This is a genomic window from Caenispirillum bisanense (assembly GCF_039523075.1).
Lineage (GTDB): Bacteria > Pseudomonadota > Alphaproteobacteria > Rhodospirillales > Rhodospirillaceae > Caenispirillum > Caenispirillum bisanense.
Genome location: NZ_BAAAEP010000003.1, coordinates 1 through 25,665, shown reverse-complemented (window position 1 = coordinate 25,665; position 25,665 = coordinate 1). Strand labels below are relative to the sequence as shown.

Below are 25,665 nucleotides of genomic sequence, written 5' to 3'. Positions count from 1 at the left end.
GCGGCCCCAATCACTCAACCTCATCGGCAGGGGCATCCAACTCCCATCCATTCTGCCATCCCTCTATCCACGCCGCCCGCAGCAAGCTCATGTGATGCGGGCTGTCGGGATACGGGCATTCGGCCTTGGGCTTAAGCTTGGCCCAATAAGCCTCGTATCCTTCATTCCGCGCGGCACCCAAAACGGCACCCATAATTTCCGCGCACTCCCTCACGACCTCAATCTGAGCCAGATCAACCATTCTTGCCTCCAACGTGTTTACAAGTTGCCTCTTTGTTCCCGCAACTGTGCGGGATCGAGTCCCAGGCGATCCAGGGCGTCATACAGGGTCGTTCTTCCGATGCCCGCCGCCATTGCCGCCTGTCGCAGAGGCCGCCCGGCCCGGATCAGATCGACCGCGATTGCCACCTTCGCCGGATCGACCGGCTTGCGGCCCGAATAACGGCCAAGAACACGCTTGGCGTATTCCCGGCCATCCGCCAGCCGACGCACCAGCGTGTCCCGTTCGATCTTTGCCAGGGCGGCAAGGATCGTCGCCACGAGTTCCCCTAGGGGGTTGTCCCTGGCGGGCGTGAGGGTCAGGCCGTAATCCAGGGCGCGCACAGTCACCCCGGCATCGAGCAGGGAGTCCAGCCGTGTAACCACCTTGCCGGTGGTGCGTCCCAGCCTGGACAACTCGGCCAGCACCAGCGCATCGCCCGCAACCAGATCGGCAAGGCAGCGGTCAAGCTCGGGCTGATCCTTGCCCGCAGCACCGCTCGCCTGCTCTTGATAGATGCGCTCGCATCCAGCCGACCGGAGCGCAGCCACCTGTCGCTGGAGGTCTTGGGCAGGGCCTGAGATACGCGCATAGCCGACAGCGCGTCCCATGGTCAGCCCTCCTCAACGCGGGTTGAGACCGGCGGAAGCCAGGGCGGCGGCGAGATGAGCTAACCCAGTCTCGGCCCCGCCCTCCTCGTAAGATGTCGCCAGATCGAGTCCAGACGGGCCGATATTGCGACGCGACAGCCGCTTGACCATTTGGGCAAAGTCCATCGCAACATCCTCGGGCAGATTGATCACAATCTGGTAATCGGCAACCTCATCCATAATAACCCTCCAAAGGCGATCGTCCATTACGGACCAAATAAGCGGACGCACGGCAATCGGTCAAGTACATAATTGCAGGCATGGCCGCATAATTGAAGAAAAGCGAACATCGATGTAAGTAATACTGACAACTTGTCAACAATGCAGCGGGGTAACGCCGACTTTATTAGTTCAACGTACTTGGCAACAACCGTTAGCGCCATTTACCTGTCCCGGTCGCCGTTTGCACAGCGGCCACGGCGCAGCTAGCGCCGCCAATTGCCGCGAATACCGCCACGTTGAGGGGTGCACCCCCGGCAAAATGAGCAATTGCGCCAGGGAAGAGGCCAGCCAGAGCGCAAAAGATGACCGTGGCGAAGGGGTTTTTGATGCGGCGCAACATCACGCGGCCTCCCGCTCATCGGCCAGCACGACGGCCAGGGGCAGGACCACGGCATGCAGGGTGCCGTCCTCAGCCATCTCGATATCGGCGGCGATACCCAAGCCCTCTAAGCCTTGCTCCAGCCGGTCGGGATCGGTGACGCCCCAATGCCCGATGGCACGGAGCAGGTAGCGAGCGGCGGCATCGCGCAAGCGCTCCCCACCGTCAGACGATGCAATCTCAATATAGATCATTGCTGCGCTCCAGAAAGTGGACATGCGCAGAACTTAGCAGCACACAAGGTTAGCTGCAAGCGTAAAATGATCAGATATGAGATTGGCAACAATATCTGTCGCAATCACGGTTGTCAACATTATTTTGACAACAGCTACCGTAACTTATTTTTATCAACATTATTTTGGCAACACGGCCAAAACCCAGCCCAACAGAGAGTAAAAACGCCGGTCCCGTAGCTCGCAAGCCATCCGCGCACGATCAGCGGACAGCAGGACCAGGACCGCCACCGCAAGCCACACTTGCAGCGCCGCTGCCGCCAGGGCCAGGGCGGCAAAGCCGATGGCCTGCACCCGAGCGGCGGACAGTAACGCGCCGAGCATGGCGTCCGTGGTGCCGTGGTGGACCATGGCGGCGGCAAACCTTGCCACCGGGTCCGGGATCGCCTGGACATCTGGCGGCAGCCGCGCAGGATCGCGGCGAAGGAGCCGCAGGGCGTGCATGATCGAGGAGTCGCGCCAGCCCATGGCTTACTCCCCGGCCCGCTGGATTGATCCACCACCGCCGCGACCGCCGGTTACAGAGCCGCCCTCAACACCACCGCCGCCGCCACCATCACCGCCAGCCTTGGGCAGGCGTGGCCCGGCATGCTCCAGCCGTTGCCCTGCCTGCATTGACGCGGCGATAACCTGAGTGGTGGCCTCACCCTCGCCAAGACGCTCGGGTGGCACCCCGTACCAGCGCCCGATCCTGTCGGCCATACCGGCGACAAGCTCAAGGATGCGCGTCGTCGCTTTGTACGAGAGGTACGTCAGGAGCAAGATGCCCACGACGATTCCAACGACGCCGACGACATGGCCGCCCTGCTGCGCAAGGAATGCCACCCCAAAATGGGTCCGCAAAAATGAGATCGTCGGGGGGATGATGTAATACGAGCCGATCAGCGCCAGGACGCCTAAAACCGGGCGCAGGAAGGCGTTGAAAAGTTGGAGGACGCCTTGCTTTTGTGGGCCGTCCACCATCTCAGCCCCATCAAGCCGGACGAAAAGCAAGGCCCAGATCGGCACCGCAATCAGGGACTCCAGGACCGACACATACCAAGCCACGGCGTGCCAAAATAGGAATATAAACGGCAATACCGGCAAGACGTAGGCCAGGACGGCACCGCAGACCAGCAGCACCGCAATGGCCCACATGACCGGCTGCGCCAGCCATTGGAAAATCACGCCACCGCCCGCAAGATCGGAAATGGCGTTGCCAGCAAGGGCCGCAACACCGGCACCAGCAACGATGGACGTTTCAACGGCGGCGAGTATGTTGTGGCCCAGCGAGATCAGGCCGCCCACGGGATCGCTGGTCGGATCAGAGGACAGCGCCCAGGCCGCCAAGGGCCTTGTCAGCGGGGCGAGCAAGCGTTGCAGCGTGGCCGCATTGGCGTCCCCTTGGGACGCCAGATCATCAGCCGTAATCTGGGATTCGGCCTGCGCCTGGACCTGGGCGGCAAGCTCGCCCTGACCCTGCCATACGCCTCTTTGGCCGCCGCCACCAGATCGCCCAAGCCATTGCGCCGCCCAAGCTCCTGGAGGCGGACAGGTTGCCGGTCGGGCAGCCGGTTTGCCTCATTGGCAACCGCTTGGCTCAGATCGCGGAGCGTGGTCCACAACTCCCCGGCTGACAGCCATCCTTGCGCCCGAGCGTGGTCAACAATCTTGCTGCGCCGGTCACGGTCGCGGCTGGCAATGTAGGTACTGGCCGCCTGTTGGGCAGCCTTGTCGTACCGCTGTCCCAGAGCATCCAGATATGCCGCAATGCCGGTGGGCCAGGGCAGCGACGGCACCTGCACAGCGGATGCGGCGACAGCATCCAGGGTGCCCGAGGCGCGCATCTCCGTAACCATGCTGCTGATCGCCGCAGCCCGCGCTTTGGCCCAGGCCGCCGTATCGGGATTATCACCGGGTGACGCCAGCGACACGCGCCCACACAGGCCATAATCCCATACCGCCTCGCCGTCACCCGGTGACGCCGGGGGCAGCGCGGGAAATGTGGCGGCGACGCGCGGATCAAGCCCTGTGTTGCCCTGGGGGAGCAGCTTGTCGATGACCGCAACGCACGTCTCGGACTCCCAGACCATGCGAGCGACCTTTGCGCCCGCAATGCTTTGGGGTGGCGGAAGGGTGCCGCCGTCCTGGGCGACCGCCTCGACAAACGTCACCCAAACCGTGGACGCCAGACCGTTACCAGCCTTGGCAAGCTCCAGCACGGCCCGCTCGCCGCCACCCAGGCCGCCGCCGATGGGCACCAGCAGGCCCAGGCCGACGATCACGCGCACTGGTGCCCAAATGGTATGCCACTTGGCCCCCAACACCTTGCCATCGTGCGCAGTAGCGACCGTACCGGCGATCATGTAGTAGCCCAGGGCGGCAGCGGCGATGGCCGACAAGATCGACCCAAAAATAGACAGGGCGGCAGCCAGGGGCGACCCCTCGGGCACCAAGCCAGCAAGCCACTGACCGCCGATATCGGTTGCCGGTACGGCCAGTAGGGATTGGAGCGTGCCGCCGTCCATCTCAAATCAGCCCCAGCAGGCGGCCCAGGCCCAGGTACATGACTTTGGCAGGCCACGGCCATTCGCCGGTCAGCAGGCGTTGTAGCGCCATGGCGGCAAAGCCCAGGATGGGCATAAGCAGCAGCCACGCCCCGAAGGCGATGGCCGCCGAGGCAGTGACCTCGACGGCACGGCGGCCCAGGCCGAGGAAATTGCAGCGGGCGAGATCAGGCGTCATGGTGCCAGCCCTCCCCTAGCTCGGAGGCGACATCTGCGGTATCGCGCACGCTCAATTCGGCCCCGCGCAGGACGGCGACCAGGGCCACCCGAAAGGCCGGATCGCGCCGAGCAGCCGCCAGGACGGCGGCACCAACCACGATCTTGCTGCGCGTCTGCATCTTGCGGCGCGCCTCCCTCTCTGCGGTGGTCAGCCGCGCAACCTCTGCCTCCGCTCGGGCAAGGCGCTGGGATAGTGCCGTAACGTCGCGCAGTCCCATCACTCGGACTCCAGCCACGCGGCAACGAGATCGCGGCCATCGGGGGCTACGATCTTGACGTGCTTGCCCGTCAGGCGCTTGCGCACGACCGCCCCGGACCTGGGCCGCACCCACTCAACGAGATTCCGTCCGACATGATGGACGGTGGCCGCCCTCAAGGCGCGGCTTGTGCTCATCCTACTCACCGAGTCGGACCACTCGACATAGCAGTCCTCGACTACATCTCCGATCATTACTAAGTCTCCGATAATAATTGTCGCACTCACAAAAGATATTGTAGTTGGAGACATCGAAAGCAAGATTAAAGGAAGCAACAACTCACGAAGTGCGCGTTATGCATTGTCTTCGACAATGCTCGCGTCCTGCGGAGTCAAAATAGTGGAGGCGTCATGATTGACAATGGCTATTATCCAGGCCCAGGGCCGGAATACTGGTGCAGCGCCGATGCATTACGCATTTGGCGTGAGCTAGTCGAGATCGGCCACGAGATCGGGCAAGAGCACTGGCTTGAAGGCCGTCCATATGCGGACGCGGTATGGGCGGCAGTGCCCGATAAGGCCCAAGTCGCCGGAGCCGTCTGGTACGCCATCGAGGCTGGAGTCCGCCGAGCCTACGGCCTCGACGAATGAACGCCGTCTCGCCCCTAGCCCGGACCAGACCGCCACACGAAGCGATCTTCCGCCTGGAGTCCAATCCGGTGAAGCGCAGCGAGGGGCGCAGCGCCGTCGCGTTTGTTGCGTACCGCGCTGGGGTGAAGGCAACGGACGAGCGAATCGGCAAGACCTTCGACTACACGCGCAAGGGCGTCCTAGGCAACTTCATAGCCGTTCCTGCCAACGCCCCCGAGTGGGCCACGAACAGGGAGGCCCTGTGGAACGCGGTGGAGCGAGCGGAAAAGCGCCCGGACGCCCAGGTAGCGCGGGAGGTGCTGTGGACCATCCCCCGCGAACTTCCACGTGAACATTGGGAACCGCTCGCCCGCCGCCTCATCCAGCCGTACTTGGATGCAGGCTGCATTGTGGACGGGGCATTTCATGCCCCAGACGCAGCAGACGGGGCCGAAAACGGCCACTTTCACGCCACCATCACACCCCGCGCCATCACCCCTGAAGGCTTCGCCCGGACCAAGTGCGCCGCGCTGGAGGCGATGTTTTCCAGCGGCGGCAGGTACGGCGGGCAGCGGGGCGAGGCCATGGACGCCGAGCGGGCACGCTGGGCAACAGAGATCAACAACACCTTCCGGGCGCTGGGCATCAACGCGCGCGTTGATAACCGCAGCAGGGCGCGGCGCGGTGCCGCCGACCTCGAAACTGAGCCGACCTACGGTGAAACGGCAGCCGCCCGCCATCGTCGGACCCAAAAACCGAGTCAAAACCAGCAAATCGTCGGCGTCATGCGGCAGCGCCGCCGAGCAGAACAAGCCGCGATAAGCACGGAGGTAGCCATGGAGCACGCAGTACAAAAAACCAGCAAAATCCCCTATCAGCAGAGCAAACAAGCCATCAAGGAAACACTCCTGCGGGAAAGATACCCCGACCTCGACACGGCCCGCCTGGGGGCAGATTCCATCTATCGCGTGGATGTCAGCAGCCCAGCGTCCACCAAGATCGTCATGCGTGATGACTCGATGGTCGAGGTGCGCAAGGACGGGCGCATCCTCCTCTATGGCCCGGACGGCACCGCCCGGCAGCTTGCCGAGGCCCTGGCCGACGCCCAGGGCTGGGAAAGAGACGCAATCCAGCGTCTTCCCCCGACCGCCCGCGCGCAGGCCCAGGAAGGCCGCTACCGCCGCCGGGGCACCTCCAAGGAGGAAATCGAGCGCCTTGTGGCGTGGTGGCAGGAAGCCGGTTACACCGACATCACCACCAGCCCAAAGGGCGTCTGGATTGCCCTCGGGCCATCATCGCGCATCCTCGATTCAGGCAGTACCATGGTCCTGCATGGGGCACTCACCGAAGACAGCCTACGGGCCATGGTCAGCAAGGCAAAATCCGAGTGGCAGGGCCGCCTTGAGATCGTCAGCGGCAGCGAGGATTTCAAATCGCGCCTGTGGTTAGAGGCCCAGCGCCAGGGCGTGGAGGTACAGGGCTTCGATCCCCCCGAGCACTTGAAGGCTCAGGCGGCGGCAGAAGCCAAGGCCCGCAACAAGGAGGCGACCGCTGTAGCCAACGTTGCCAACCGCGCCGAGGTGGCGCGTGATGCCCTGGCGTTTCTGCGAGGCACCAGCAGCGAGGCCCCGACCAAGGAAATCCAGGCGTACTTGGAAAGCCTGCGGAAAAAGGAACTGGCCGCGCTTTCCAGCAAGGAGCCGTGGGAGATCGTCCCCATGCTGGCGGGCTGGCAAGCCAGCGGCGAGGCCATCTTACAGCAGGAGGCCGCCGTGCAGGCCCCGACGCCCAAGCCCGGCAAGGGTGGCAAGAAGGACGACGATGAACCCGACCAGGACGGCCCCGGCGGTCCCGTAGCACCGGGGCGGCGCTGATGTGGAGCTACGCTCGAAACCGCCGCGCTGAGGCGTGGTTGGATATCCAACATCCCGAGATGACCGCCGCCACTGTGCGCGCGGTCACTCAACGGCTTGCCCAGTGCCGCCGCAACCTACGGCGGGATGGTGGAGTGCCCGAACCGGGGCTGTACGACGTGGCGGACGCGATCATTTGCGCTGCCATCGCCCATGTCCGGGCCGCGCAGAGGGGCGAGCGCCCAGCCTTTGGTATCCACCGCGACGTATTGGCCGCTTGCCCGGACCTCCATGCCCTGTTCCTGGCGACGGATGATTGGGCGGGCATGGCCGCCCAGCTTGTCGGTGGCGGAGCCGAGCCGCAGCCCGATTTGACCGGCAAGGTGCATCGCTACCCCGGCAGCGACCAGCGCCTTGCCACCCCACCAGCCAGGGGCCGGTGGGGCGCTGTGCGGCAGTGGCGGCAGCGTGGGGCAATGCTGCTGGGCAGCATTTAGCCCCTACCGCACATCAACCTGGAAAGGCCAAAGGGGGGTATGTCCAGCATTGCGCAGTCCGGCAAGAAGCTGGCTTATAGCTGCTTCCACGTCTCCGGGCTGGGGATTGGAAAGCGTCGTGGACGCGATGGGCTGGCCGTTTTTAATGATAGATACCGTCAGGCTCATAACTACCCCCATTCAATTGAAAGGGGTAGTATGCAACAGCAATGCATCCGAAGCTAGGGCTGCCCTGCGCCCACCTATCCACCCCGGCCCGCACCACTCCCCCGCAGGCGGGGGACGTATTGGGGATTGGATTCGATTTATAGAACAAGCAACTATGAAATCGTCATTCAGATTTTGAGTAAATTATATCGAACCAGCGAGAATACTCGTTCTTTAGGTCTCTATCCCGCTCACACAACTCTTGTACAGAGGATGCCAGAACATCCTCTGGGAGGCGCGCCATGTGCAACAAAACTTCGTAAATCGCGTCATCACGCCTCTGCGGCAGCTTGTCCTTCCCACCCGTGCGGAGATAAATGTCTCTTAAATCAGCAAGCTTCGGCGCGAGCTTTTTGCTCTTGAGGTTCGAGTATAGCTCGCGCAGAACCGTGCCCCGAGAGCCTTCTACCTCGGAAAGGAAAGTGGCCGCACGGTCATCGGGCCGCCTCTCAGAACGCACCTTCGAGGGGCGTTGCTTCGCAAGTTGCTCAATGGCAACCGCAAACTCAGCATGCTCTGGCCCGCCCTGCCTTAGCATATCCAGAACAAACCGCCAGTCATCCAAGCTGTACTTGACGAACAACTTGGCGATGTCCCGTACTAGCTGTTCCGACCTAGCCATCACACCCCCATCCGTTCCAGAAATTCGCCAGCAACCCGGTTAAACTCTTCCTTTTTCCAAGATCGTGCATTGTCAGTAAGAAAGATAGGCTTCCCGACGCGCGCGCCTGCGGGGTAGGAGTCCGAGTGGCTCACCTCGTTTTCAAACACATACCAATCGTTCTCCGCCGCGATACCGCGAACGTAGTCCCTCGAACGGTCGTGTTCCACCTTTTCCCCAGTATCATTGAATACGATACCCCCAAGTTCGGGGAGGGGCGCGTTTTTGTGCGTGTTCTGAAACTCCCGAATGGATTGCAGGAGAAGCGGCAGGCCAATCGTTGACAAAAACTCAGGCTTCACCGGAACAAAGATGTAGTCCGTGGCAAGATAGGTTGCGGTTGACAGAATCGACTCAGTCGGAGCGCAGTCAATCAGAACAAGGTCATACTGGTCACGGATATCATCAATGTAGTCGCGCAGGATATGCGCGCGGTCGGTTGCGTACCGCATGGCCCACGCAAGCTCCAAACTCGCGGGAACAATGTGGATGCAGGAGCCGTCGTTCCAATTGGCGACTGGCCTGATAACCTCCGCGAGGGAATCAGGCTTGTTGCCACTCTTGCTGTCCCGGAAAATCGACTCAATCGTCGGAGAACCTTCGTCCAGAAGCTTCTCATACCCGCGCGCGCCCAAGATGTATTGGCTCAGGTTGAATTGGGGATCAAGGTCGATCAGGAGGACGCGCAAGTTCCGGTGATAGGCAGCGTACCACCCAACGTTTGCCGTCATGGTGGACTTCCCCACACCGCCCTTCATGTTCATGAGGGCCGCGATAATTGCCCGGCGGGCAGCCCCCTCTTCTTCCTCTTCGGCCTCATCGTCCTCTTCGGCCTCAACGATAGACAGCCCCTCGCTATCGGCCCAAGCGACAATAGCAGCCTTGGACCAGACGGGTCCGCTTTTCAGTTCAGCAATCGGCTTCGGAAAATCGGCCTTCCGAGCCTTCCAATTGGCAACGGCCTGCTTAGAAACCCCCAGCAGAGCCGCAATTTCCGCCAAACCCAGTAGATCCATGACCCCACTCCCAACGCCAGTGAATGTGACGTACACAGTTTACCATTCAAGCGGCATCGTCAACATTTTTTGTGAACGCCCTTGAGTGATATTTTTTGTGAGTGTATCATTCACACCGCAGCAGATTAGGACATAACCATGCCCGTTCGCAACCAGCGCACGCAGCCTCTCCGCGCCGTCATCTACGCTCGCTACTCCTCCGATGAGCAGCGCCCGGAATCAATCGAGGATCAGATTGAATCCTGCCGCCAGTATTGCGAGCGCATGGGCTGGACCATTGTCGCCACCTATGCCGACGCGGCCATGTCCGGTGCCAGCGCAGCCCGACCGGAGTACGAGCGCATGCGCCGGGATGCGGATCGGCGCGCCTTCGATGTGGTGGTGGCCGAGGCCCTGGACCGCCTCAGCCGCCGTGTCGCCGACGTGGCCGGATTGCACGACCGCCTCGCCTTCCTCGGAGTCAAGCTACACACCACCGACCGAGGCGAGATTACCCCCCTGCTGGCCGGTGTCCTGGGAGCCGTGGCGCAGTCCTACCTTGAAGACTTGCGCCACAAGACGCGGCGTGGCCTGCGGGGCAAGGTGCTGGCCGGGCTGTCGGCTGGCGGCATCGGCTACGGATACCGAGCCGATCCCGCCACCCCTGACAAACGCATCATCGACACCGAGGAGGCCGCCGTGGTGCGGCGCATCTTTACCCTATACGCCGATGGCGTATCCCCCCGCACTATTGCCGCCAAACTCAACGCCGGGGGCGTGCCCGGTCCCGGCGGCAGGCCGTGGGGCGACACCACCATCCGGGGGCAAGTCGCGCGCGGCACCGGCCTGCTGAACAACGCGGCGTATGTGGGCCGCATCGAGTGGGATCGTTGCAGCTACGTCAAGGACCCGGTGACTGGCAAGCGGCAGGCCCGCCCCAAGCCTCCCGAGGAATGGGAGGTAGTGGAGGCCCCCGAACTCCGCATCATCGACGACGAGACATGGGCCAGGGTCAAGGCACGCCAAGGTGAGGTGCGGACTGAGATGGGCCGGGACGAAGACGGCAATGCCCTCAATAGGGCGCACCGCAACCGATACATCCTATCCGGCCTGCTCTACTGTGGTTGCTGCGGCTCGCCCTACGTCATGGTGGATGGTTACCGCTACGGCTGCGCCCAGAACCGCAGTAAGGGCACCTGCCCCAACGACACCAAGCTCAAGCGTGCCGATTTGGAGACGCGCGTTGCCGATGCCCTACGACACCGGCTCATGGCACCAGAAGCCGTGGGCTTGGCGCTCAATCGCGTGCAGGAGCAGCATGAGCAGGACGCCGGGCAGGCCGAGGCCAAACGCGCCGCCCTGGGTGCCAAACTGCGCCGACTGGACAGCCAGATCGACAAGCTAACCGACGCCATCGCCGCCGCCGGGCACTCGACGGCTCTCCTCGCCAAGTTGGCGAACCTGGAGGCGGAGAAGGTTAAGGTCGCAGCGGAGATCAACGACCTCGACACTGCCGCAGGCGTGCCCTTACCGCCACTCAGCGCCGGTCACGTAATGGCGGTGTACCATGCACTCATCAAGGATTTGCTGCTGTTGCTGACGCCCGAGGCCACCTCCGACAAGGAGGAGCAATTGGCCCCGCTACGCGACATGCTGCGCGGCATGATCGAGCGGATCACGGTGCAACCTGCCCAGGATGGTGAAGCCGTCATCCTGTTCGAGGGATCGTTCACTGGCATCTTGGCCGCCGCCGGATTGGCGCAACCCATTGAAAACAAAAGCCCCCTGGCCGGAGGCCAAGGGGCTTTCACTGTCGGTGGTTGCGGGGGCCTGCACTGCCTTCGTGGTAACATGAGTTGGATGACGAGATTTTTCGCCGCCAACGCATAAGTTAGAGCCACAACCTTCGGCACCCTGTCAAGTCGAACGAGCAATCGAGGCTTGACGTGGGGAAGTGGGGAGCATCACAGATCGAATTCCGCGCCGTCTGGCCGGAAATCAAACGGCGCGCTGGCGCCGGAGAAAGCCTGAATTCGATCTTCGGAGACATGCGAGATGCCGGGCGCATCACCATGTCCCGTGCCGCGTTCTATAAGATTCGCAAGGCTCTGACAGAACCGGACGCGGCGCCGCAGCGCCAGGTCCGAACCGGCCGCCTCACCGCGAGTACATCCCTGTCCCCCAGGCCGCGCCCGTCGAGCCCACCGACACCGGCGGCGCCGGCCTCAGACAACTCGGCGATCATCAGCTCGCTGATGCCAACGGTCGAGCACGCGCCGGGAATGCGCGGCACCGACACCGACATCTGGGGCGACGATCACCCCTCTCCCGACACCGACACGACCGACGCCGGCGCCATCAGCGCCGAGGGCGCAGCCGCGTCCGTCGCCCCTCCCTCCGTCAAGGACACTGACAATGCTGAATAGGGTCGAGCTGATCGGCCGGCTGGGGCGCGACCCCGAGGTCCGGCACACGCAGGCGGGCGACAAAGTGGTCACCCTCAACCTTGCCACTTCGGAGATCTGGAAGGACCGCCAGAGCGGCGAGCGGCGGGAGCGCACCGAGTGGCACCGGGTGGTGATCTTCGCCGCCCCGCTGGCCGACTTTGCCGAGCGGTCCCTGCGCAAGGGCCTGATGGTCTTCGTCGAGGGCCAGTTGCAGACGCGCAAGTGGCAGGACCAGAGCGGTCAGGACCACTACGCCACCGAGGTCGTGCTGAACCCCTTCAAGAGCCAGCTGCTGCTGCTCGACCGCTCGCCCGGCCCTGGCGGCAACGCGCCGCCGCCGGCCGATGCCGACGATGACATCCCCTACTGAGGTAACAGATCCATGGCGCTCATCAATCTCACCCTTCAGGGCAAGGGCGGCGTCGGCAAGTCCTTCGTCGCCTCGCTCTTGGCGCAGTACTACCAGGGCCGCGGCGGGGCGCTCGCCTGCTACGACACCGACCCGGTCAACCAGTCGTTCGGCGGCTACACCGCCTTCGGCGTCGAGCGCGTGCAGCTCGGCGAGCGGGTCGACGAGATCAACCCGCGCTCCTTCGACGCCCTGCTGGAGAAGCTGGTCACCGCACCGGCCGACGCCACCGTCGTGATCGACAACGGTGCGGCCACCTTCCTGCCCTTGCTGGCCTACATGGTCGAGAACCAGGCCCTCGACCTCATCCAGGGCGCCGGCCACGAGGTGCGCATCCACTCCGTCGTCACCGGCGGCCAGGCCATGACCGACACGCTGGAAGGGCTGGCGTCGGTGCTGCAGTACTTCCCCACCGTCCCGGTGGTGGTGTGGCTGAACGAGTACTTCGGCCGGGTCGAGCGGGTGAGCGGCGGTAAGGTGCAGACCTTCGAGGACGCGGCTCTCTACAAGAAGAACGCTGACCGCATCCTCGCCATGGTGCGGCTGCCGCAGGTGCGGAAGGAGACCTTCGGTCTGGACATCGAGATGATGCTGCGGCGCCATCTCGCGTTCGACCAGGCCGCGCAGGACCCCGAGTTCAGCATCATGAGCCGGCAACGGCTGTCCATGACCTGGCGCAGCATTCGCGCCGCCATGGAGCTGGCGCAGCTATGAGCGCGCCGCTGCCGCCGCCGCAGAGCATCGACGACCTGCGCGCCGCCCTCCTGAAGGACCATGGCGCCTCGGTCGGCAAGGATGACCCGGTGCTGATGGTCTACACCATCCACCGCGCCGCGCTGGGCGAGACCGTCCAGGCGCTCGATGCCTTCCGCACCGCCCTGCGCGACGAGGTGGCGGCGGTCTCGCGCGGCCATACGGCCGAGGTGCGCGCCGCACTGGCCGAGATCCACGACGCCGTCACCTCCGACGCGCTCAAGCAGCGGCTGGCGGCCATGCAGGAGGCGGCGGTACTCGCCGACCGCAGCACCGCTGCCATGCGGCGCCTGGTCTTCCGCCTCTCCCTTCTCAGCCTCGCCACCGGCGTCGCCGCGACCCTCGCGGTCACCGCCGCCGTGCTGGTGCTGCGGTGAGGGCCGCCATGGGCCGCCGCTCGCTCCTCGTCGCCTGCCTCACCGCGCCGCTCCTCGGGGCGGCCTGCGTCCTCGGCGGCTTCTTCCTCATCCTGTCGCACATCCCCTGACTCAAGGACTTCCCATCATGATCCGTCGTCTTCGTGCCCTGCCGCTCGCCGTCCTGCTCGCCCTGTCGTCCAGCCCGGCCTTCGCCGCCGACGACTGGACGGCGCCGATCACCAAGTTCATCGAGACGCTGACCAGCGGCCTCGGCCAGATCGGAGCCGGCGTGCTCGGCCTCGGCATCATCGCGCTTGGCCTGTGGGCGGCGATGTCGGGCCGCATGGACTGGAACCGCTTCGCCTTCGCGCTCATCGGCGGCCTGCTGGTGATGGTCGGCCCGACCATCGTCGCCGCCCTGTTCGCCTCGTGAGGGCGGGATCATGAAAGCCGCCAGCCCCGTCCTGCCGCAGATCCAGCGGCCCATCACCATCCTCGGCCTGCCGCCGGCGCTGTTCGGCCTCACCTCGGCCGGCGCCTTCGTCGCCATCGCGCTGTGCATCTGGTCGGGCCTGATGCCCTTGAGCCTGCCGGCCGGCGTCGCCGTGTTCCTCATCCTGTGGCACCGCTTCTGGCGGGCGACCCGCGCCGATCATCACCATGACCGGGTGCTGCTCACCGCCCGCCGCTGGTGGAAGGGGCGCCTGCGCTCCGGCCGCGCCCTGGTGGCGGGGAGTGCGCGGCGATGATCTGGCCCGACGTGATCGCGACCGGCGTCATGGCCGCGCTCGGCGGCGCCATCGCCGTGCCCGCCGCCCGCCGCATGGTGCTCGGCGACGTCAAGCAGGACTGGCTGCAGGGCGAGCTGGAGCTGGACCACATCGCCGGCGACGGCTGCACGGTGGTGAGCAAGGACGGCGCCCTGACCCGCGTGTGGGCCTTACGCGGCGTCAGCTACGACGCCAAGGTGGAGCGGGAACAACTGGCCCTGCTGCTGGGGCGCCAGGCGCTGCTGCACCAGCTCGGTGGCAAGGGGCTGCAGCTGCGCTGGCTGGCGGTGAAGCGGCGCCGGCCGCTGTCCTGCGCCGGCAGCTGGCCGCACCCGACGCTGGCCGAGATCGGCGCCGCCGAGACGGCCCGCTACCAGTCGAGCTACGAGGTCGAATGGTATCTCATCGCGACGGGGCGGCTGCACCATGTGCTGGCCGATGCGGACCAGGCCGTCGCGTCGAGCCTTGCGGCGTACAAGCCGGAGGCGGTGACGCGGCCCGATGATCCCCACGCTCCTTGCCTGCTGACCGGCTTGCTCAACGGCCTGGTCAGCGGCGAGTACCGACGGGATCTCAAGCCTCAATCGCGGTCTCTGTCCGGTAGCCTGCCGGCCTGCGATCTGCACTTCGAACCCTCGGGGCTGGTGCGCAGCTACGGGCCGCAGGCGGCCTTTCACCGCATCATCGGCATCCGCGAATGGCCGGAGGCGGTGTCGGGGCGGCTGATCGGTGACCTGCTGGCCCTCGATGGCGACCTGGAGATCGTCCAGGTCTGCGACCCCTTCGACCGCGACAAGGCGCTGCTCATGTACAAACGCCAGGAGCGGGCGCAGCGCACGGCGCTCATCGGCAACGCCGCATTGGCCTCGGAAACGGCGGCGGTGCTGGAGCTGCTGTCGGACGGCAGTTCGACGCTGTTCGTGACCCAGTTCCAGGTGATCGCCCGCGCCAACGATGAGCTGGCCCTGGCGCAGTTGGTCAAGCGCGTCTGCGAAGTCCTCGGCGACCGCAGGATCAGCTACTCCGTCGAGACGACCGGCGCCCCTGTCTGCTGGTTCGCCCGTCTTCCCACGGCGCCGGCCAAGCGCGCCGTCGTTCCCGGCGGCCGGCTGTTGCGGCCGCTGGTGCTGCGCGACCAGAACATCGCCGCCCTGTGGCCGGTCCACCACGCGCCGCGCGGGCTGGAGCGGGGGCCGTTCGGCGCCCAGCCCGTGCGCTACTTCATGACGCCCTCCGGTGGCGCCTATGCCTTCCAGTTCCACGTCGCCGACAAGCCGCAGTCCCTCGGCCACTTCCTGGTGTTCGCCCCCTCGGGTGGCGGCAAGTCGACGCTGCTCATGCACCTGCTCGGCGGGCTGGCGAAGTTCGACCGGGTGCGCAGCTACATCTTCGATTCCAAAGAGGGCACCCGCTTCATGGTCGAAGGCATGGGCGGCGCCTATCAAAGCTACGACCAGCTGGCGCTCAACCCGCTCGACGTCGGCGCCGACACGCCGGCCGCCCGCAACCGCGTCTACGCCATCCTGCGGGCGCTGTGCGGCGGGCTCGACCTGACGGCCGAGGACAAGGACGCGCTCAACCACGCCGTCGACCTCGCCTTCCACCTGGAGCCGCCGCACCGGACGCTCAACGAGATCTTCGACCATGCCTTCGCCCGCCGCTCCGACCTGCGGCGCCACTTCAGCCAGTGGGTGGTCGACGACAAGGGCAACACGGGCATGCACGCCCACGTCTTCAACGCCCCTCACGACAGCCTCGCCGGCGTGCTCGACCACTACATGGTCGGCATCAACATGAACGAGGCGCTGGGCGATCCCGACCTCGGCCCGCCGGTGGTGGCGCATATCGCGTCGTCCATCGGCCAGACGGCGGCGCGCAACAGCCGCGGCTTCGTGATCTTCATCGACGAGGCGGCGAAGCTCCTGCAGAACGCCGGGTTCCTCGATCTCGCCGTCGAGATGTTCCGCGAGTACCGCAAGCTCAACGGCGTCGTCGGCATGGCCTTCCAAGACCCGGCGGCGCTGTTCAAGACCGGCCGCGCCGACGCCTTTGTCGAGAGCTGCGCGACGCTGATCTTCCTGCCCAACGCCAATGCCAAGGCGGAGACCTTCGCGCCCTTTGGCCTCAACGACGAGCAGCTGGCCTTCTGCCTCGGCCAGACGGTGACCGGCGGCCGGCGCCAGGCGCTGGTGGTCAAGCGCGACGGCGCCACCGGCTTCGATGAGAGCGCCATCCTCGACATCGACCTGTCGTTCCTCGGCGGCGCGCTGCGGTTCTACCGCTCCGGCGTCGACGCCAACGCCGACCTTGACCGGCTCAAGACCGCCTGGGGGGACCAATGGCACCGGCACCTGTGAGGCCCCGGCGGACGAGCCAGGGTGGCAATCCGGCATCAGAGGCTGCCGACAACCGCCAGAAAGAAGCCGACCAGAAAGAGACATCCCACCACGCCGAGAGCGTGTCTCGTATGCGTCAGGAGCACCATCCGATCATGCAATCGCCAGATCACGACTCCGGACAAGGCAATGAGAAGAACACCGACAACCTGAAGCATGCCGCCACCTTTTCCTCGTTGATCAGCGTCCTTTGCCTCGCGATGACGGTGTCTGCCCTACCGGCCGCCGGGCTGATCTTCGTCACGATCCATGCGGCGGTGATGCTGGTGTCCTGGCGGCTCGACAAGGCAGCGGCAAAGGCGGGCATTTCGCCGGCTCCCGCATGGGAACTGTATGTCGCGCGTCTTCCCCTCGCAATGGCCGGCTTTGGCATCGCTTTCGGAGGTGGCAATGACAAGGCGGTCATCGTCGGCGCTGCGCTCGGCGTGCTGTCCGGCCTGTTCGCCGGCTTGGCCGACAGCGAGGCCTGGAGCCAATACCGCCGCGACCGCATGGCCGTCGGAGGTGAGCGATGAAACGGCGCGTCCTGCTTCCGTCGCCGTCCGTCGGCGAGGCTCGCTACAACGCTCATGTGTCTCTCTCCCTCTCGGGTACGTGCTGGCTGTTCAGCGCCTCCGCCGGCCTTCCGGGCCTCGGCGTCTTCCTCGCCGCCTATGCGTTTGCGCTGGGGATTTCATACCACCTGAGGATCAACGGCGCACAGACCTTGCCGCAAGGTGATCCCGCCGTTGGCGAGGTCCAGCGGGCACGTTGGCCGCTGGGGGTGGCGGGCCTGGGGTTCGGCCTGGCCCACCTGACGGGGAACATCGGGCTTCTCGCCCCCCTGGCCGTCTTCGTCTACTGCGCCTTCGGTTGTGCCCTGGCCGATGTCCAGGCCGACGCCTGGAGCCACGTCCGCGCCCGCAAGAGCGCCGGAGGTGAGCGATGAAACGGCCGCCGTCAGAACTGACCGATGGTGAGCAGCACGATGCCGCTCACGGCCATGATCAGAACAAGAACAATGGGAAGCCAGACATGACTTCCGAGCCACCACGGCCTGAAGAACAGGACGGCAAGGAGGAGGGTGCTCACCCCGATGGCCCCGTAGCCAGCCCACTCCCACACATTCGGCATTTCTCGAACTCCCTCACCTGTCTGGTTCTGTCCGCTCTGGGTGGTCCGTTCACGCTGATGGCGTTCGCGGTCACCTATCCGCCCATCTTCGTGATCATCCGCGCCTTTGAGGTCAAGCACCCCAAGGACATGGCGACCGCCGATCTCGACTTCCGGGATCTGCGCCTGACGCGCTGGCCGCTGGCGATGACCGGCTTCGCCCTCGCTCTCGCGTCCTTGTTCGGCACCCTCAATGTCGTTGCTCCGGTGACGGCCTTCGTGTTCTGCGCCCTTGCCTGCGGTGTCACCGATGCCAGAACCTGGAGCCACATCCGCGCCCGCAAGAGCGCTGGAGGTGAGCGATGAAACGGCGCGTCCTGCCGACCATCGCTCTGGCCCTCGGGCTGATCGTCGCGCCGACGGCGGCCATGGCGACCTATGCGGTGATCGACACCAAGAACCTGGCCGAGGCGGCCAAGCAGCTGTCGGCGCTGAAGGAGCAGATCTCGCTCATCAAGCAGGAGGTGGAAAACAGCCTGCAGATCCTGTCGGTGCTGAACGACGTGTCGACCTTCGTGCAGGACACGGTCAACGCCCTTGGCGAGGTCGGGCAGATCGACATCCCGTTCCTGAACATGGCGAAGATCGCCGGCCAGCTGCAGCGGGATGCCAACTGCCTGCTGCCGGACCTCAGCACCCTGATGCCCGATGTGGATCTCGACGACCTCGACCTGTCGTCGGTGTGCGGGGCGCGGAAGGCCTACGCCAATACCCTGTGGTTCGACCCCGCCCGCGCCCGCGGCATGAGCTGGGCCGAACAGGAGGAAGCCCGCCGCGAGGTGATCCAGCGCCGGGCGCGGGTGCTGCGCACCGCCGCCGTCGACGCCCTGGCCCATGCCGACGTGCAGACCGCCGCCGCAGCTGAGCAGTCCGACCGGGCGGTGCGCGAGCTGGAGACCGCCGCCAAGGCGGCGAAGGACGTGAACACCCGCCTCGCGGTGAGCAACCAGGCATTGCTGCTGATCGCCCGCCAGCAGGCGACGCAGACGCAGCTGCTGGCGAGCCTGCTGAAGATCCAGGGCGCCCAGGCGACCATGAGCATGGTCGACCAGGACCCCATGAGCGACGAGGACGCCCCCAACGTCCGGGAGGATGCCCGATGAGCACCCTCCGTCGTCAGATCCCGTCAGTTGGTGGCGGCCTTCTTGGCCTGCTTGGCAAGGAAGTCAGCCATCTTCTTGTCGTCGCGGGCACGCCCTTTTTCCGTTCGCCAGTCCGGCATGTCGTTGCATTGGCCGGTGAAGATGTTGGTGGCTTCGATCAAGCCGCAACGCGTGCTCTGGTTCCAGGGCTCAGCAGGACTGACCAGCCCCCGGCCAGCCCCCCAGTTTCTGTAGACCTCCTGCCACATCCAGTACACGCGCTCCAGGTCGTAGCCCTGGCGAACCAGATCGGCGTCCTTGCCGGTCAGGGCGCTCAACGTCGCCACGTCCGGTTGGCCGTTCGCCTTCTTCCACGCCTCGAAGGCCGGTCCCACGCGCTCAGCCTCGCGGTCGAAATCCTCGCCTGTCGGCAGGGTCTGCCATGCACGCACCGCGTACTCCCAGTCGACAAACATCTTCTTCCGAACGTCTTGCGCGTCGGCGGCGGTGGAAACAAGGAGACAAACCATGGCTGTAGATAGGGCCAGCAAAGATCGCTGCTTCACCTGCGACATCGTGACGGAATACGTCGATCTCGCGAACAACTTCGTCAGCGATCTCAGCGACGTGCTGATCGGTCCCATGTGGGCGGTCTTCCTTTCATTGGCGAGCCTGTGGATCGTCGTCCACGGCTTCAAAATGATGCTCGGGCAGGCCGATCTGGCCGCACTCGGCAAGGAATTCGTGTTTGTTAGCATAGCAGGGTTGTTGCTGGCAGGCCAAGGACCGGGGCTCGTTTCCCAGGTCTACGACGCCTCACTGGCGGTGATGGGATCGGGCGCCAGTGCGGCGCTGTCGGTGGGGGAGGTCAGCGGCGAAAGCCTTGCTCCCGAGGGCGTCGGTGGCATGACGAAGCTGGTCATGACGGCGGAGGAAGGGGTTTTTCAGGTGTTCCGAATGGCGGCTGCTATGGCCAGCCAGACCGGCCTGATGGACCCGCTGGCGCCGCTGATTTACGCCCTGCTGCTGATCATCCCGTACTTCCTGCTGCTGGTGGTGTTCTTCGCGCAGGTGGTGGTCAGCATCTTCCGCGTGATGATGCTGGCCGCGCTGTCGCCCATCCTGATGATGTGCTTCGGCTTCGGCTGGGGACGCGGCATGGCCTACACGGCGCTCCGCACCCTCTTTGCCGCCTTCATGGTGCTGTTCGGCAGCACGGTGGCCGTGGCGCTGATCCTCTACGGCGTCAAGGCGCTCAACATCGGCGATCCCGCGATGGGCGCTTCCATCGCCGACACCATGACCTTCAGCAACCCCAAGCTGCTGATCGCCATCTCCCTGGGCTGGCTCGGCACGGCCTTCCTCGCCGAAGCCACCAGCATCGCGAACTCCGTCACCCACTCGCAGCTGACCAACCAGGCCGCCGCCATCATCACCGCCGGCGCCACGGCGACCGGTCTCGCGCTCATCGGCAAGCCGCTGAAGAACGTCGCGGGCAACGTCGGTGACAAGCTCAACCAGGCGCGGACCCCCGTTGAGAAGATCAAGGAAAAGCTGAACACGCCGCACTTCGACAAGTGACGGCGCCCGCTCCCCTGTCCCCATCCCCGAAGAGGCCCATCCCCATGAAGATCCTCACCGTCCTCGTCCTCACCCTGGCGCTGGCCGCCTGCGGCGCCCCGCGCGAGATGCCGCAGAACGGCGGCGGCAATGGCGCCGACGAAATGAAGCTGAGCCCCTGCGCCTGCGATCCCATCGACTACAACAGCGAGGGCTTCCGATGGGTCGGCTGAGCCAGATCACGCTTTGCCGCCCGACGCTGCCCACCCTGCGCCGCCGGCGCAAGGCGGGCCAGCCAGTGGCGGCGGAAGCCACTCCGTCGGCGGCCGATGATGCACCGGCGGAACCCGAGAGCCCCGCGCCCGAACTCAACCGCCACACCGCCGTCGCCGAGGCGGACCCTTACGGATTCGCCGTGTCCCATCGGCGCCTCGCGTGGCTGCTTCGCCTGTCGGTGGTCGTCAACGTCGGCCTGCTTGCCTCCGTCGTCGTCCAGGCCAACGCCATCGGCGCCCTGGTGCCGCTGAAGACCACCGAGGTCGCCCTGGTGCGCACCTCGGAGGCCGACGACAAGCTCTACCAGATCGAGCCGATCTCGGAGGACGTGCAGGGCTTCGACCTGCTGCTGGAATCCATGGCGCGGCGCTACGTGCGTCTGGTGCTGGAGATCGACCCGATCACCGAGGCCGAGCGGCGCGCCGAGGCGGCGCGCATGTCCGACGGTGGCTTCTGGCGCGGTTTCCGGCGCGACCGCATCGACACCAAGGAGCGCTCCGACGCGCTGGCCGACGGCGTCATCCGCCACGTCGTGGTCGACGACGCGACGCGCCTGGTCAGCTTCGATGACGACTACAAGCTGGCCGTCGACTTCACCCAGATCGACGAGCGGCGCGGCCAGGAGGTCGGGCGCAAGGCGCTGCGCGCCTACCTGTCGATGACCACCCGGCCGCAGTCGGTGACGGCGGAAGACCGCTTCAGCAATCCGCTCGGCATCACGGTGCTGCAGTTCGTGCTGAAGGAGCGGCCGACATCATGACCGCCGCCCGCTCCTTCGCCGGCACCGCCGCCGCTCTCGCCACGGCCGCCGCCTGCGACATCATCACCACCGGCCGGCCGGCGCTGGCCTGGATGGTGCTGGTCGCCGCAGGGGCCATCGGCGCCGGGGCGTGGACGGCCGCCGCCGCCGTGGCGCGGCGGTTCCACCGCGCCGCGCCGGCCGCGCCTGGAGGCCGCTTTGTCCTGCTGGCCGTCGCCGCTGCCTTCGCCCTGGCCGATGCCTACGCCGGCGCCAGTGGCGCCTCTGGCCGGCCCTTCCTGCTGCCCACCCTGGCCTTGCTGGCGCTCGCCGGCGGGCTGTCGGGCATCGCCAATTGCGCCGCCCTCAGCCGCTCCCTGTCCGAGGACCCTTCCCGATGACCTGCCGCTTCCTCACCGTTCCCGCCGGCCTCGCCGTCTTCCACCTGCTGTCGACGCCGGCGCTCGCCCAGACGCCGGTCGGCGCGCCCCCGCCGCCCCCCGTTCAGAGCGTGCCGCCGAGCCCGGCCGCCGTGGCGCCCACCGCCAAGCCGCCGGAGGGGCCGGCGATCCCGGTGCCGGAGGACATCGTGCAGCAGATCAAGGCCCATGCCGAAGGCGACTTCGGCGACCTGTCGCGGGCGCGCTCCATCGGCATGATCCAGTCGGCCTGGGATGACGCGCCGGAGAGCGCGGCGGTCTTCACCTACGACCTCGACCCCTCCAGCACCTACAAGGTGCGGGTGCGCGAGTACATGGTGACGGTGCTCGAACTGCCGGCCGGCGAGCAGATCGAGGCGGTGGACCTCGGCGACAGCAAGGGCTTCGAGGTGAAGCCGCGCGGCGACCGCCGCCTCGCCATCCGCGCCGGCGGCTTCGGGTTCGACAGCAACATCGTCGTCTACGGCAAGAGCGGCACCGTCTATCCCATCTACCTGCGCGCCGAGGGCTACAACTCCAAGCGCGTCCCCGACCTGCTGGTGCGCATCGACGGGTCGGTGAAGGTGGGGCCGGACAGCGACCCCGCCGTGCCCGGCTTCGAGCCGCTGGGCGGCACGACGACCGTCGCGGCGCCGCTGCCGCTGGTGCCGCCGGCGGCCGTTGCCGAGGCGGCGGCGGCCACCACCGGCAAGGCCAGCGACAAGGATTTCGTCAAATCCGCTCCCTTCAACCCGTCGTCCCTGCGCGGCTGGGGCCAGTACAGCCTGTGGGGCAGCGACGACAGCCTGAAGCCGCAGACCGTCTACCGCGACGACCACTTCACCTACATCAAGTTCGGCGACCGCTGGAAGGACATCGAGCTGCCGACGGCCTACGTGGTGGTCGACGGCATCGACGAGCTGGTCAACACCCGCGTCGACGGCGACACCTTCATCGTCGAGAGCACCCGCCGGCTGGTGACGCTGAAGTCGGGCGACAGCTATCTGTGCATCCGCTACGACGGAGCGGAGGCCGGGGCATGAGCGCCGTCTGCGACGTCGCCCTGGTGCTCGGCCTGACGCTGTCGGGCCTGTGCGCCCCGCCGGCCGAACCGCCACCGGCCGCCGCCCTGCCCGAGGACGACGAAGCGGCGTGGTCGGTGCCCGCCCCGCCGGCGCCGCCGGAACGGCCGCCGGCCCCGGCCATGCCGCCCGTCGTCATCACCAAGGTGGTGCAGATGCCGGCGCCGCCGCCGCCTGATCCCCCGGCGCCGCCGCCGGCCCCGCCGCCGCCCGATCCCTACCGGCTGGCGGCGCAGGCGGCGTGGAACGCCCGCACCGCCGCCCGCCCCACCTTCGACGGCAGCATGAGCACCTACAGGGCCAACATGCCGCAGCTGATGCCAGCATCGCTGACGCCGGGGCCGACGGTGGCGCCGCCGGCCGTGGCGGCCCCGGCGCCCAAGCCCGACTACGAAGGCGACCGCCGGGTTTCCAGCCTGCCGGTGGACAACAGCCGCATCGTCACCACTGACCGCTACATCGTCGGCGTGCTGGAGACCGGCATCAACAGCCAGCTCGACGGCTCGTCGGGCTCCATCGTCATCCAGGTCAGCCGCGACGTGTTCGGCTACCACGGCCGCAACCTGCTGATCCCCAAGGGCTCGCGGCTGGTGTGCGACTACGAGAGCCCCGACCAGATCGGCGCCTCGCGCCTGGCGGTGTCGTGCAACCGGGTGCTGATGGCCGAGCATCGGGCCGAGATCATCGAGCTGGCCTCGGCCGCCGGCGATGTCCAGGGCCGCGCCGGCTTCACCGGCGAGGTCGATACCCGCTTCGGCGAACGCTACGGCACCGCGCTGATGCTGACCGGCATCTCGACCGCGGTGCGGCTCGCGACCGCCATGGCCTCCACCGGCGACAAGACCGCCGACACGCTGGCCCAGGCCACCGACAAGGGGGCCGAGGAGATGTCGACCCGCTTCGGCGAGATCACCGCTTCCGTCCTCGAACAGACCATCGACCTGGCGCCGATCATCACCGTGCCGCAGGGCACGCGCGTGCAGATCCGCCCCTCCGCCGACTGGTACATCCGTGAGGTGACCTCATGAAACGCCTCGTGCTGATCCTGCTTGCCTCCACCTGCCTCAGCGCGCCGCTGCTGGCGCAGAGCACGCCGGCCGATCCGGCGGCGCCGGCGGCGGGCGATCCTGCCGCCCCGACCCAGCCCGGCGCCGCTGACGCCACCCAACCAGGGACCGCCCAGCCCGGCGCCGCCGGCACGCCGGCCGAGGCCGACGCGCTGGTGGTGCAGAAGGTGCCCATGCTGACCCTGCCCAAGGTGTCGGTGGAGGTGCCCGAGGGCGAGCCGATCCCGCTCGACATGACCCTGAAGGCGGTGCCCGGCGCCGAGCCCAAGCTGCTCGAAGGCGTCACCGCCAAGGCCTTCACCCGCTACGTCACGGTGGAGGGCGACCGCATCGGCCAGCTGGTGCTGACCGCCGTCACCAAGGACGAAAAGATCGAGGCGCTGCCGCACGAGCTGTTCGTCAGCCAGTTCGAGATCAAGGCCGCCCCTGTCCTTCCCACCGCCGAGGAAGTGACGGTGGAAGGCGACCAGGAAACCATGATCGCCGCCCTGATGCGCCTGCAGGAGGAAGACGAGAAGGAGGAAGAGGACAAAAAGAAGGACGAGAAGGACGGCCGCGACAGCAAGGACGGTCGCGACGGCAAGAGCGGATCCGGCACGTCGTCCAACCCTGATGCCGCCGGCTACAAGACGCCTGACAGGCTGCAGCAGGCCAAAGGAGACGGCAAGGAGTTCGACCCCGGCCCGCTGCCCGAGGTGGCCATCATCACCGACGGCTGCCCCATCCGCATCGACCGCAGCCAGGGTGTGGCGATCCAGCAGAGCCGCGTCGTCATCACCACCGGCGCCACCACCGAAACCGAGCCCTGCGAGGACGGCGCCACCCGCTATCCGCTGCTGTGGTCGTCGCTGACCTGCCCCGACCGCATCGACGTGAGAGCCCGCACCGCGACCGCCCAGCGCCGCCAGTTCTACGTCAACGCAGCCGGCCAGGAGGTGGAGGTCAAGCGGTGCGAAGACAACCCTGAGCAGATCTTCCCGATTGAGGAAGAGCGCACCGTCTGCCCCCACTTCGTCGACCACGACCGCATGACCGTGGTCGAGCAGGGCTCCTTGCGCTACCGCAATGCCGAGAACGCCACCATCGTCGTGCGCGACTGCGCCCCGGCCGAAGGCGCGACGCCGGTGCCGCTGGTGGAGACGGCGGAGGGCTGCACGCTCCGCCACGACTTCGCCGCCGGCCGCTCCAACCGGCAGACCAAGCTCGTCTACCGTATGGGCGGCCTGACCTATCAGGCCGGCAGTTGCATCGACAGCGACACCTGGTATCAGCACCTGCGGCTCTACGAGACCGCCGCCGGTCAGCAGGTCTGCCCTCCCGTCGTCGACACCACCGGCAAGCGCATCACCCGCGCCAGCCGAGTACAGATCACGGTGGACGGCAAGCCGGAGTTCATCACCGAGTGCCAGCCCGATACCGCGTCGAGCGCGCTCATCGCCACCACTGACGGCTGCGAAAACCCTGGCACCTGGGAGCACAACATCAGCGCCGGCCAGAGCACCGGGCAGGAGCGCTATTACTACACGCGGGCGAACGGCCAGAGGGAATACGTCACCGCCTGCCAGAACTCGTCCGTCACCTATCCGCACCAGATCCAGATCGTCGGC

Annotated in this window: 34 protein-coding genes; 22 read left to right on the top strand and 12 right to left on the bottom strand. The window is 66.2% G+C overall.

Annotated features, from left to right (window positions below):
• Window positions 1-10: 10 nt before the first annotated feature.
• The 9 genes from ABD056_RS02970 to ABD056_RS02930 form a co-directional block, all read right to left on the bottom strand.
• Window positions 11-241 carry a ribosome modulation factor gene (locus ABD056_RS02970; protein ID WP_343864254.1) on the bottom strand — a complete coding sequence of 77 codons (231 nt, stop codon included), beginning with the start codon at window positions 239-241 and terminating at the stop codon, window positions 11-13.
• 17 nt (window positions 242-258) lie between these two features.
• The gene (locus ABD056_RS02965) at window positions 259-870 is read right to left on the bottom strand and encodes a recombinase family protein (RefSeq protein ID WP_343864252.1); all 612 of its coding nucleotides are present in this window, start codon (window positions 868-870) and stop codon (window positions 259-261) included.
• A 12-nt stretch (window positions 871-882) separates the two neighbouring features.
• Window positions 883-1,089 carry a hypothetical protein gene (locus ABD056_RS02960; RefSeq protein WP_343864250.1) on the bottom strand — a complete coding sequence of 69 codons (207 nt, stop codon included), beginning with the start codon at window positions 1,087-1,089 and terminating at the stop codon, window positions 883-885.
• Between the two features lie 381 nt (window positions 1,090-1,470).
• The gene (locus tag ABD056_RS02955) at window positions 1,471-1,728 is read right to left on the bottom strand and encodes a hypothetical protein (protein ID WP_343864248.1); all 258 of its coding nucleotides are present in this window, start codon (window positions 1,726-1,728) and stop codon (window positions 1,471-1,473) included.
• A gap of 135 nt (window positions 1,729-1,863) precedes the next feature.
• Window positions 1,864-2,211 (bottom strand): hypothetical protein, encoded by a 348-nt coding sequence (locus tag ABD056_RS02950; protein ID WP_343864246.1) that lies wholly within the window; start codon window positions 2,209-2,211, stop codon window positions 1,864-1,866.
• A gap of 3 nt (window positions 2,212-2,214) precedes the next feature.
• On the bottom strand, window positions 2,215-3,072 hold the full coding sequence (locus ABD056_RS02945) for a DotA/TraY family protein (protein ID WP_343864244.1): 858 nt from the start codon (window positions 3,070-3,072) through the stop codon (window positions 2,215-2,217).
• A gap of 8 nt (window positions 3,073-3,080) precedes the next feature.
• A complete protein-coding gene (locus ABD056_RS02940) occupies window positions 3,081-4,250 on the bottom strand; it encodes a DotA/TraY family protein (RefSeq protein ID WP_343864242.1) in 1,170 nt (389 codons plus the stop codon).
• A gap of 1 nt (window position 4,251) precedes the next feature.
• Window positions 4,252-4,467 carry a hypothetical protein gene (locus ABD056_RS02935; protein ID WP_343864240.1) on the bottom strand — a complete coding sequence of 72 codons (216 nt, stop codon included), beginning with the start codon at window positions 4,465-4,467 and terminating at the stop codon, window positions 4,252-4,254.
• Complete coding sequence (locus tag ABD056_RS02930) at window positions 4,457-4,726, bottom strand: hypothetical protein (protein ID WP_343864238.1); 270 nt, start codon at window positions 4,724-4,726, stop codon at window positions 4,457-4,459. The genes ABD056_RS02935 and ABD056_RS02930 overlap by 11 nt, the downstream gene beginning before the upstream one ends.
• Before the next feature lie 389 nt (window positions 4,727-5,115).
• Between ABD056_RS02930 and ABD056_RS02925 the strand changes: the two genes are divergently transcribed.
• The 3 genes from ABD056_RS02925 to ABD056_RS02915 are packed head-to-tail and all read left to right on the top strand — an operon-like array spanning window position 5,116 to window position 7,684.
• Window positions 5,116-5,355 (top strand): hypothetical protein, encoded by a 240-nt coding sequence (locus ABD056_RS02925; protein WP_343864236.1) that lies wholly within the window; start codon window positions 5,116-5,118, stop codon window positions 5,353-5,355.
• Window positions 5,352-7,208: a MobA/MobL family protein gene (locus tag ABD056_RS02920; protein WP_343864234.1), complete on the top strand. Its 1,857-nt coding sequence runs from the start codon at window positions 5,352-5,354 to the stop codon at window positions 7,206-7,208. Before ABD056_RS02925 ends, ABD056_RS02920 begins: the two co-directional genes overlap by 4 nt.
• Window positions 7,208-7,684: a hypothetical protein gene (locus ABD056_RS02915; RefSeq protein WP_343864232.1), complete on the top strand. Its 477-nt coding sequence runs from the start codon at window positions 7,208-7,210 to the stop codon at window positions 7,682-7,684. Before ABD056_RS02920 ends, ABD056_RS02915 begins: the two co-directional genes overlap by 1 nt.
• A 331-nt stretch (window positions 7,685-8,015) precedes the next feature.
• On the opposite strand, the gene ABD056_RS02910 is transcribed toward ABD056_RS02915, so the two are convergent.
• Complete coding sequence (locus tag ABD056_RS02910; protein WP_343864230.1) at window positions 8,016-8,474, bottom strand: hypothetical protein; 459 nt, start codon at window positions 8,472-8,474, stop codon at window positions 8,016-8,018.
• 38 nt (window positions 8,475-8,512) lie between these two features.
• Window positions 8,513-9,568 (bottom strand): AAA family ATPase, encoded by a 1,056-nt coding sequence (locus ABD056_RS02905; protein ID WP_343864228.1) that lies wholly within the window; start codon window positions 9,566-9,568, stop codon window positions 8,513-8,515.
• Window positions 9,569-9,706: 138 nt separating this feature from the next.
• Here ABD056_RS02905 and ABD056_RS02900 point away from each other — a divergent pair, with 138 nt between their 5' ends.
• The 12 genes from ABD056_RS02900 (at window position 9,707) to ABD056_RS02845 (ending at window position 18,936) form a co-directional block, all read left to right on the top strand.
• Window positions 9,707-11,437, top strand: coding sequence for a recombinase family protein (locus ABD056_RS02900; RefSeq protein WP_343864226.1), 1,731 nt, complete (start codon window positions 9,707-9,709; stop codon window positions 11,435-11,437).
• A gap of 56 nt (window positions 11,438-11,493) precedes the next feature.
• Window positions 11,494-11,973, top strand: coding sequence for a hypothetical protein (locus ABD056_RS02895; RefSeq protein WP_343864224.1), 480 nt, complete (start codon window positions 11,494-11,496; stop codon window positions 11,971-11,973).
• On the top strand, window positions 11,963-12,364 hold the full coding sequence (ssb, locus tag ABD056_RS02890; RefSeq protein ID WP_343864222.1) for a single-stranded DNA-binding protein: 402 nt from the start codon (window positions 11,963-11,965) through the stop codon (window positions 12,362-12,364). Before ABD056_RS02895 ends, ssb begins: the two co-directional genes overlap by 11 nt.
• 12 nt (window positions 12,365-12,376) lie before the next feature.
• Entirely contained in the window at window positions 12,377-13,117 is a 741-nt protein-coding gene (locus ABD056_RS02885) for a P-loop NTPase family protein (protein WP_343864220.1), read from the top strand.
• A complete protein-coding gene (locus tag ABD056_RS02880; protein ID WP_343864218.1) occupies window positions 13,114-13,533 on the top strand; it encodes a hypothetical protein in 420 nt (139 codons plus the stop codon). Before ABD056_RS02885 ends, ABD056_RS02880 begins: the two co-directional genes overlap by 4 nt.
• A 127-nt stretch (window positions 13,534-13,660) precedes the next feature.
• Window positions 13,661-13,948: a TrbC/VirB2 family protein gene (locus ABD056_RS02875; RefSeq protein ID WP_343864216.1), complete on the top strand. Its 288-nt coding sequence runs from the start codon at window positions 13,661-13,663 to the stop codon at window positions 13,946-13,948.
• A gap of 10 nt (window positions 13,949-13,958) precedes the next feature.
• Window positions 13,959-14,264: a hypothetical protein gene (locus ABD056_RS02870; RefSeq protein ID WP_343864214.1), complete on the top strand. Its 306-nt coding sequence runs from the start codon at window positions 13,959-13,961 to the stop codon at window positions 14,262-14,264.
• On the top strand, window positions 14,261-16,642 hold the full coding sequence (locus ABD056_RS02865; protein WP_343864213.1) for a VirB4 family type IV secretion system protein: 2,382 nt from the start codon (window positions 14,261-14,263) through the stop codon (window positions 16,640-16,642). Before ABD056_RS02870 ends, ABD056_RS02865 begins: the two co-directional genes overlap by 4 nt.
• Before the next feature lie 110 nt (window positions 16,643-16,752).
• A complete protein-coding gene (locus ABD056_RS02860; protein WP_343864212.1) occupies window positions 16,753-17,196 on the top strand; it encodes a hypothetical protein in 444 nt (147 codons plus the stop codon).
• Complete coding sequence (locus ABD056_RS02855; RefSeq protein WP_343864210.1) at window positions 17,193-17,609, top strand: hypothetical protein; 417 nt, start codon at window positions 17,193-17,195, stop codon at window positions 17,607-17,609. The genes ABD056_RS02860 and ABD056_RS02855 overlap by 4 nt, the downstream gene beginning before the upstream one ends.
• Entirely contained in the window at window positions 17,606-18,139 is a 534-nt protein-coding gene (locus tag ABD056_RS02850) for a hypothetical protein (protein WP_343864208.1), read from the top strand. Before ABD056_RS02855 ends, ABD056_RS02850 begins: the two co-directional genes overlap by 4 nt.
• A complete protein-coding gene (locus ABD056_RS02845) occupies window positions 18,136-18,936 on the top strand; it encodes a hypothetical protein (protein ID WP_343864206.1) in 801 nt (266 codons plus the stop codon). The genes ABD056_RS02850 and ABD056_RS02845 overlap by 4 nt, the downstream gene beginning before the upstream one ends.
• Before the next feature lie 23 nt (window positions 18,937-18,959).
• On the opposite strand, the gene ABD056_RS02840 is transcribed toward ABD056_RS02845, so the two are convergent.
• Complete coding sequence (locus ABD056_RS02840) at window positions 18,960-19,391, bottom strand: hypothetical protein (protein WP_343864204.1); 432 nt, start codon at window positions 19,389-19,391, stop codon at window positions 18,960-18,962.
• 52 nt (window positions 19,392-19,443) lie between these two features.
• On the opposite strand from ABD056_RS02840, the gene ABD056_RS02835 reads away from it, so the two are divergent.
• The 7 genes from ABD056_RS02835 to ABD056_RS02805 form a co-directional block, all read left to right on the top strand.
• Entirely contained in the window at window positions 19,444-20,496 is a 1,053-nt protein-coding gene (locus ABD056_RS02835) for a type IV secretion system protein (RefSeq protein WP_343864203.1), read from the top strand.
• A gap of 44 nt (window positions 20,497-20,540) precedes the next feature.
• Entirely contained in the window at window positions 20,541-20,708 is a 168-nt protein-coding gene (locus tag ABD056_RS02830) for a hypothetical protein (protein WP_343864202.1), read from the top strand.
• Entirely contained in the window at window positions 20,696-21,511 is an 816-nt protein-coding gene (locus tag ABD056_RS02825; protein WP_343864201.1) for a VirB8/TrbF family protein, read from the top strand. The genes ABD056_RS02830 and ABD056_RS02825 overlap by 13 nt, the downstream gene beginning before the upstream one ends.
• The gene (locus ABD056_RS02820; RefSeq protein ID WP_343864199.1) at window positions 21,508-21,891 is read left to right on the top strand and encodes a hypothetical protein; all 384 of its coding nucleotides are present in this window, start codon (window positions 21,508-21,510) and stop codon (window positions 21,889-21,891) included. The genes ABD056_RS02825 and ABD056_RS02820 overlap by 4 nt, the downstream gene beginning before the upstream one ends.
• Window positions 21,888-22,952, top strand: coding sequence for a TrbG/VirB9 family P-type conjugative transfer protein (locus ABD056_RS02815; RefSeq protein ID WP_343864197.1), 1,065 nt, complete (start codon window positions 21,888-21,890; stop codon window positions 22,950-22,952). Before ABD056_RS02820 ends, ABD056_RS02815 begins: the two co-directional genes overlap by 4 nt.
• Window positions 22,949-24,019, top strand: coding sequence for a TraB/TrbI/VirB10 family type IV secretion system protein (locus ABD056_RS02810; protein ID WP_343864195.1), 1,071 nt, complete (start codon window positions 22,949-22,951; stop codon window positions 24,017-24,019). Before ABD056_RS02815 ends, ABD056_RS02810 begins: the two co-directional genes overlap by 4 nt.
• Window positions 24,016-25,665: hypothetical protein (locus tag ABD056_RS02805; protein WP_343864193.1), on the top strand; the 1,650-nt coding region annotated here is incomplete at its 3' end. The genes ABD056_RS02810 and ABD056_RS02805, both read left to right, overlap by 4 nt.

Coding starts and splice junctions, on each gene's coding strand:
- ABD056_RS02970 (WP_343864254.1), bottom strand. CDS start 241: ATGGTTGATCTGGCTCAGATTGAGGTCGTGAGGGAGTGCGCGGAAATT.
- ABD056_RS02965 (WP_343864252.1), bottom strand. CDS start 870: ATGGGACGCGCTGTCGGCTATGCGCGTATCTCAGGCCCTGCCCAAGAC.
- ABD056_RS02960 (WP_343864250.1), bottom strand. CDS start 1,089: ATGGATGAGGTTGCCGATTACCAGATTGTGATCAATCTGCCCGAGGAT.
- ABD056_RS02955 (WP_343864248.1), bottom strand. CDS start 1,728: ATGTCCACTTTCTGGAGCGCAGCAATGATCTATATTGAGATTGCATCG.
- ABD056_RS02950 (WP_343864246.1), bottom strand. CDS start 2,211: ATGGGCTGGCGCGACTCCTCGATCATGCACGCCCTGCGGCTCCTTCGC.
- ABD056_RS02940 (WP_343864242.1), bottom strand. CDS start 4,250: ATGGACGGCGGCACGCTCCAATCCCTACTGGCCGTACCGGCAACCGAT.
- ABD056_RS02935 (WP_343864240.1), bottom strand. CDS start 4,467: ATGACGCCTGATCTCGCCCGCTGCAATTTCCTCGGCCTGGGCCGCCGT.
- ABD056_RS02930 (WP_343864238.1), bottom strand. CDS start 4,726: ATGGGACTGCGCGACGTTACGGCACTATCCCAGCGCCTTGCCCGAGCG.
- ABD056_RS02925 (WP_343864236.1), top strand. CDS start 5,116: ATGATTGACAATGGCTATTATCCAGGCCCAGGGCCGGAATACTGGTGC.
- ABD056_RS02920 (WP_343864234.1), top strand. CDS start 5,352: ATGAACGCCGTCTCGCCCCTAGCCCGGACCAGACCGCCACACGAAGCG.
- ABD056_RS02915 (WP_343864232.1), top strand. CDS start 7,208: ATGTGGAGCTACGCTCGAAACCGCCGCGCTGAGGCGTGGTTGGATATC.
- ABD056_RS02905 (WP_343864228.1), bottom strand. CDS start 9,568: ATGGATCTACTGGGTTTGGCGGAAATTGCGGCTCTGCTGGGGGTTTCT.
- ABD056_RS02900 (WP_343864226.1), top strand. CDS start 9,707: ATGCCCGTTCGCAACCAGCGCACGCAGCCTCTCCGCGCCGTCATCTAC.
- ssb (WP_343864222.1), top strand. CDS start 11,963: ATGCTGAATAGGGTCGAGCTGATCGGCCGGCTGGGGCGCGACCCCGAG.
- ABD056_RS02885 (WP_343864220.1), top strand. CDS start 12,377: ATGGCGCTCATCAATCTCACCCTTCAGGGCAAGGGCGGCGTCGGCAAG.
- ABD056_RS02880 (WP_343864218.1), top strand. CDS start 13,114: ATGAGCGCGCCGCTGCCGCCGCCGCAGAGCATCGACGACCTGCGCGCC.
- ABD056_RS02875 (WP_343864216.1), top strand. CDS start 13,661: ATGATCCGTCGTCTTCGTGCCCTGCCGCTCGCCGTCCTGCTCGCCCTG.
- ABD056_RS02870 (WP_343864214.1), top strand. CDS start 13,959: ATGAAAGCCGCCAGCCCCGTCCTGCCGCAGATCCAGCGGCCCATCACC.
- ABD056_RS02865 (WP_343864213.1), top strand. CDS start 14,261: ATGATCTGGCCCGACGTGATCGCGACCGGCGTCATGGCCGCGCTCGGC.
- ABD056_RS02860 (WP_343864212.1), top strand. CDS start 16,753: ATGCGTCAGGAGCACCATCCGATCATGCAATCGCCAGATCACGACTCC.
- ABD056_RS02855 (WP_343864210.1), top strand. CDS start 17,193: ATGAAACGGCGCGTCCTGCTTCCGTCGCCGTCCGTCGGCGAGGCTCGC.
- ABD056_RS02850 (WP_343864208.1), top strand. CDS start 17,606: ATGAAACGGCCGCCGTCAGAACTGACCGATGGTGAGCAGCACGATGCC.
- ABD056_RS02845 (WP_343864206.1), top strand. CDS start 18,136: ATGAAACGGCGCGTCCTGCCGACCATCGCTCTGGCCCTCGGGCTGATC.
- ABD056_RS02840 (WP_343864204.1), bottom strand. CDS start 19,391: ATGTTTGTCGACTGGGAGTACGCGGTGCGTGCATGGCAGACCCTGCCG.
- ABD056_RS02835 (WP_343864203.1), top strand. CDS start 19,444: ATGGCTGTAGATAGGGCCAGCAAAGATCGCTGCTTCACCTGCGACATC.
- ABD056_RS02830 (WP_343864202.1), top strand. CDS start 20,541: ATGAAGATCCTCACCGTCCTCGTCCTCACCCTGGCGCTGGCCGCCTGC.
- ABD056_RS02825 (WP_343864201.1), top strand. CDS start 20,696: ATGGGTCGGCTGAGCCAGATCACGCTTTGCCGCCCGACGCTGCCCACC.
- ABD056_RS02820 (WP_343864199.1), top strand. CDS start 21,508: ATGACCGCCGCCCGCTCCTTCGCCGGCACCGCCGCCGCTCTCGCCACG.
- ABD056_RS02815 (WP_343864197.1), top strand. CDS start 21,888: ATGACCTGCCGCTTCCTCACCGTTCCCGCCGGCCTCGCCGTCTTCCAC.
- ABD056_RS02810 (WP_343864195.1), top strand. CDS start 22,949: ATGAGCGCCGTCTGCGACGTCGCCCTGGTGCTCGGCCTGACGCTGTCG.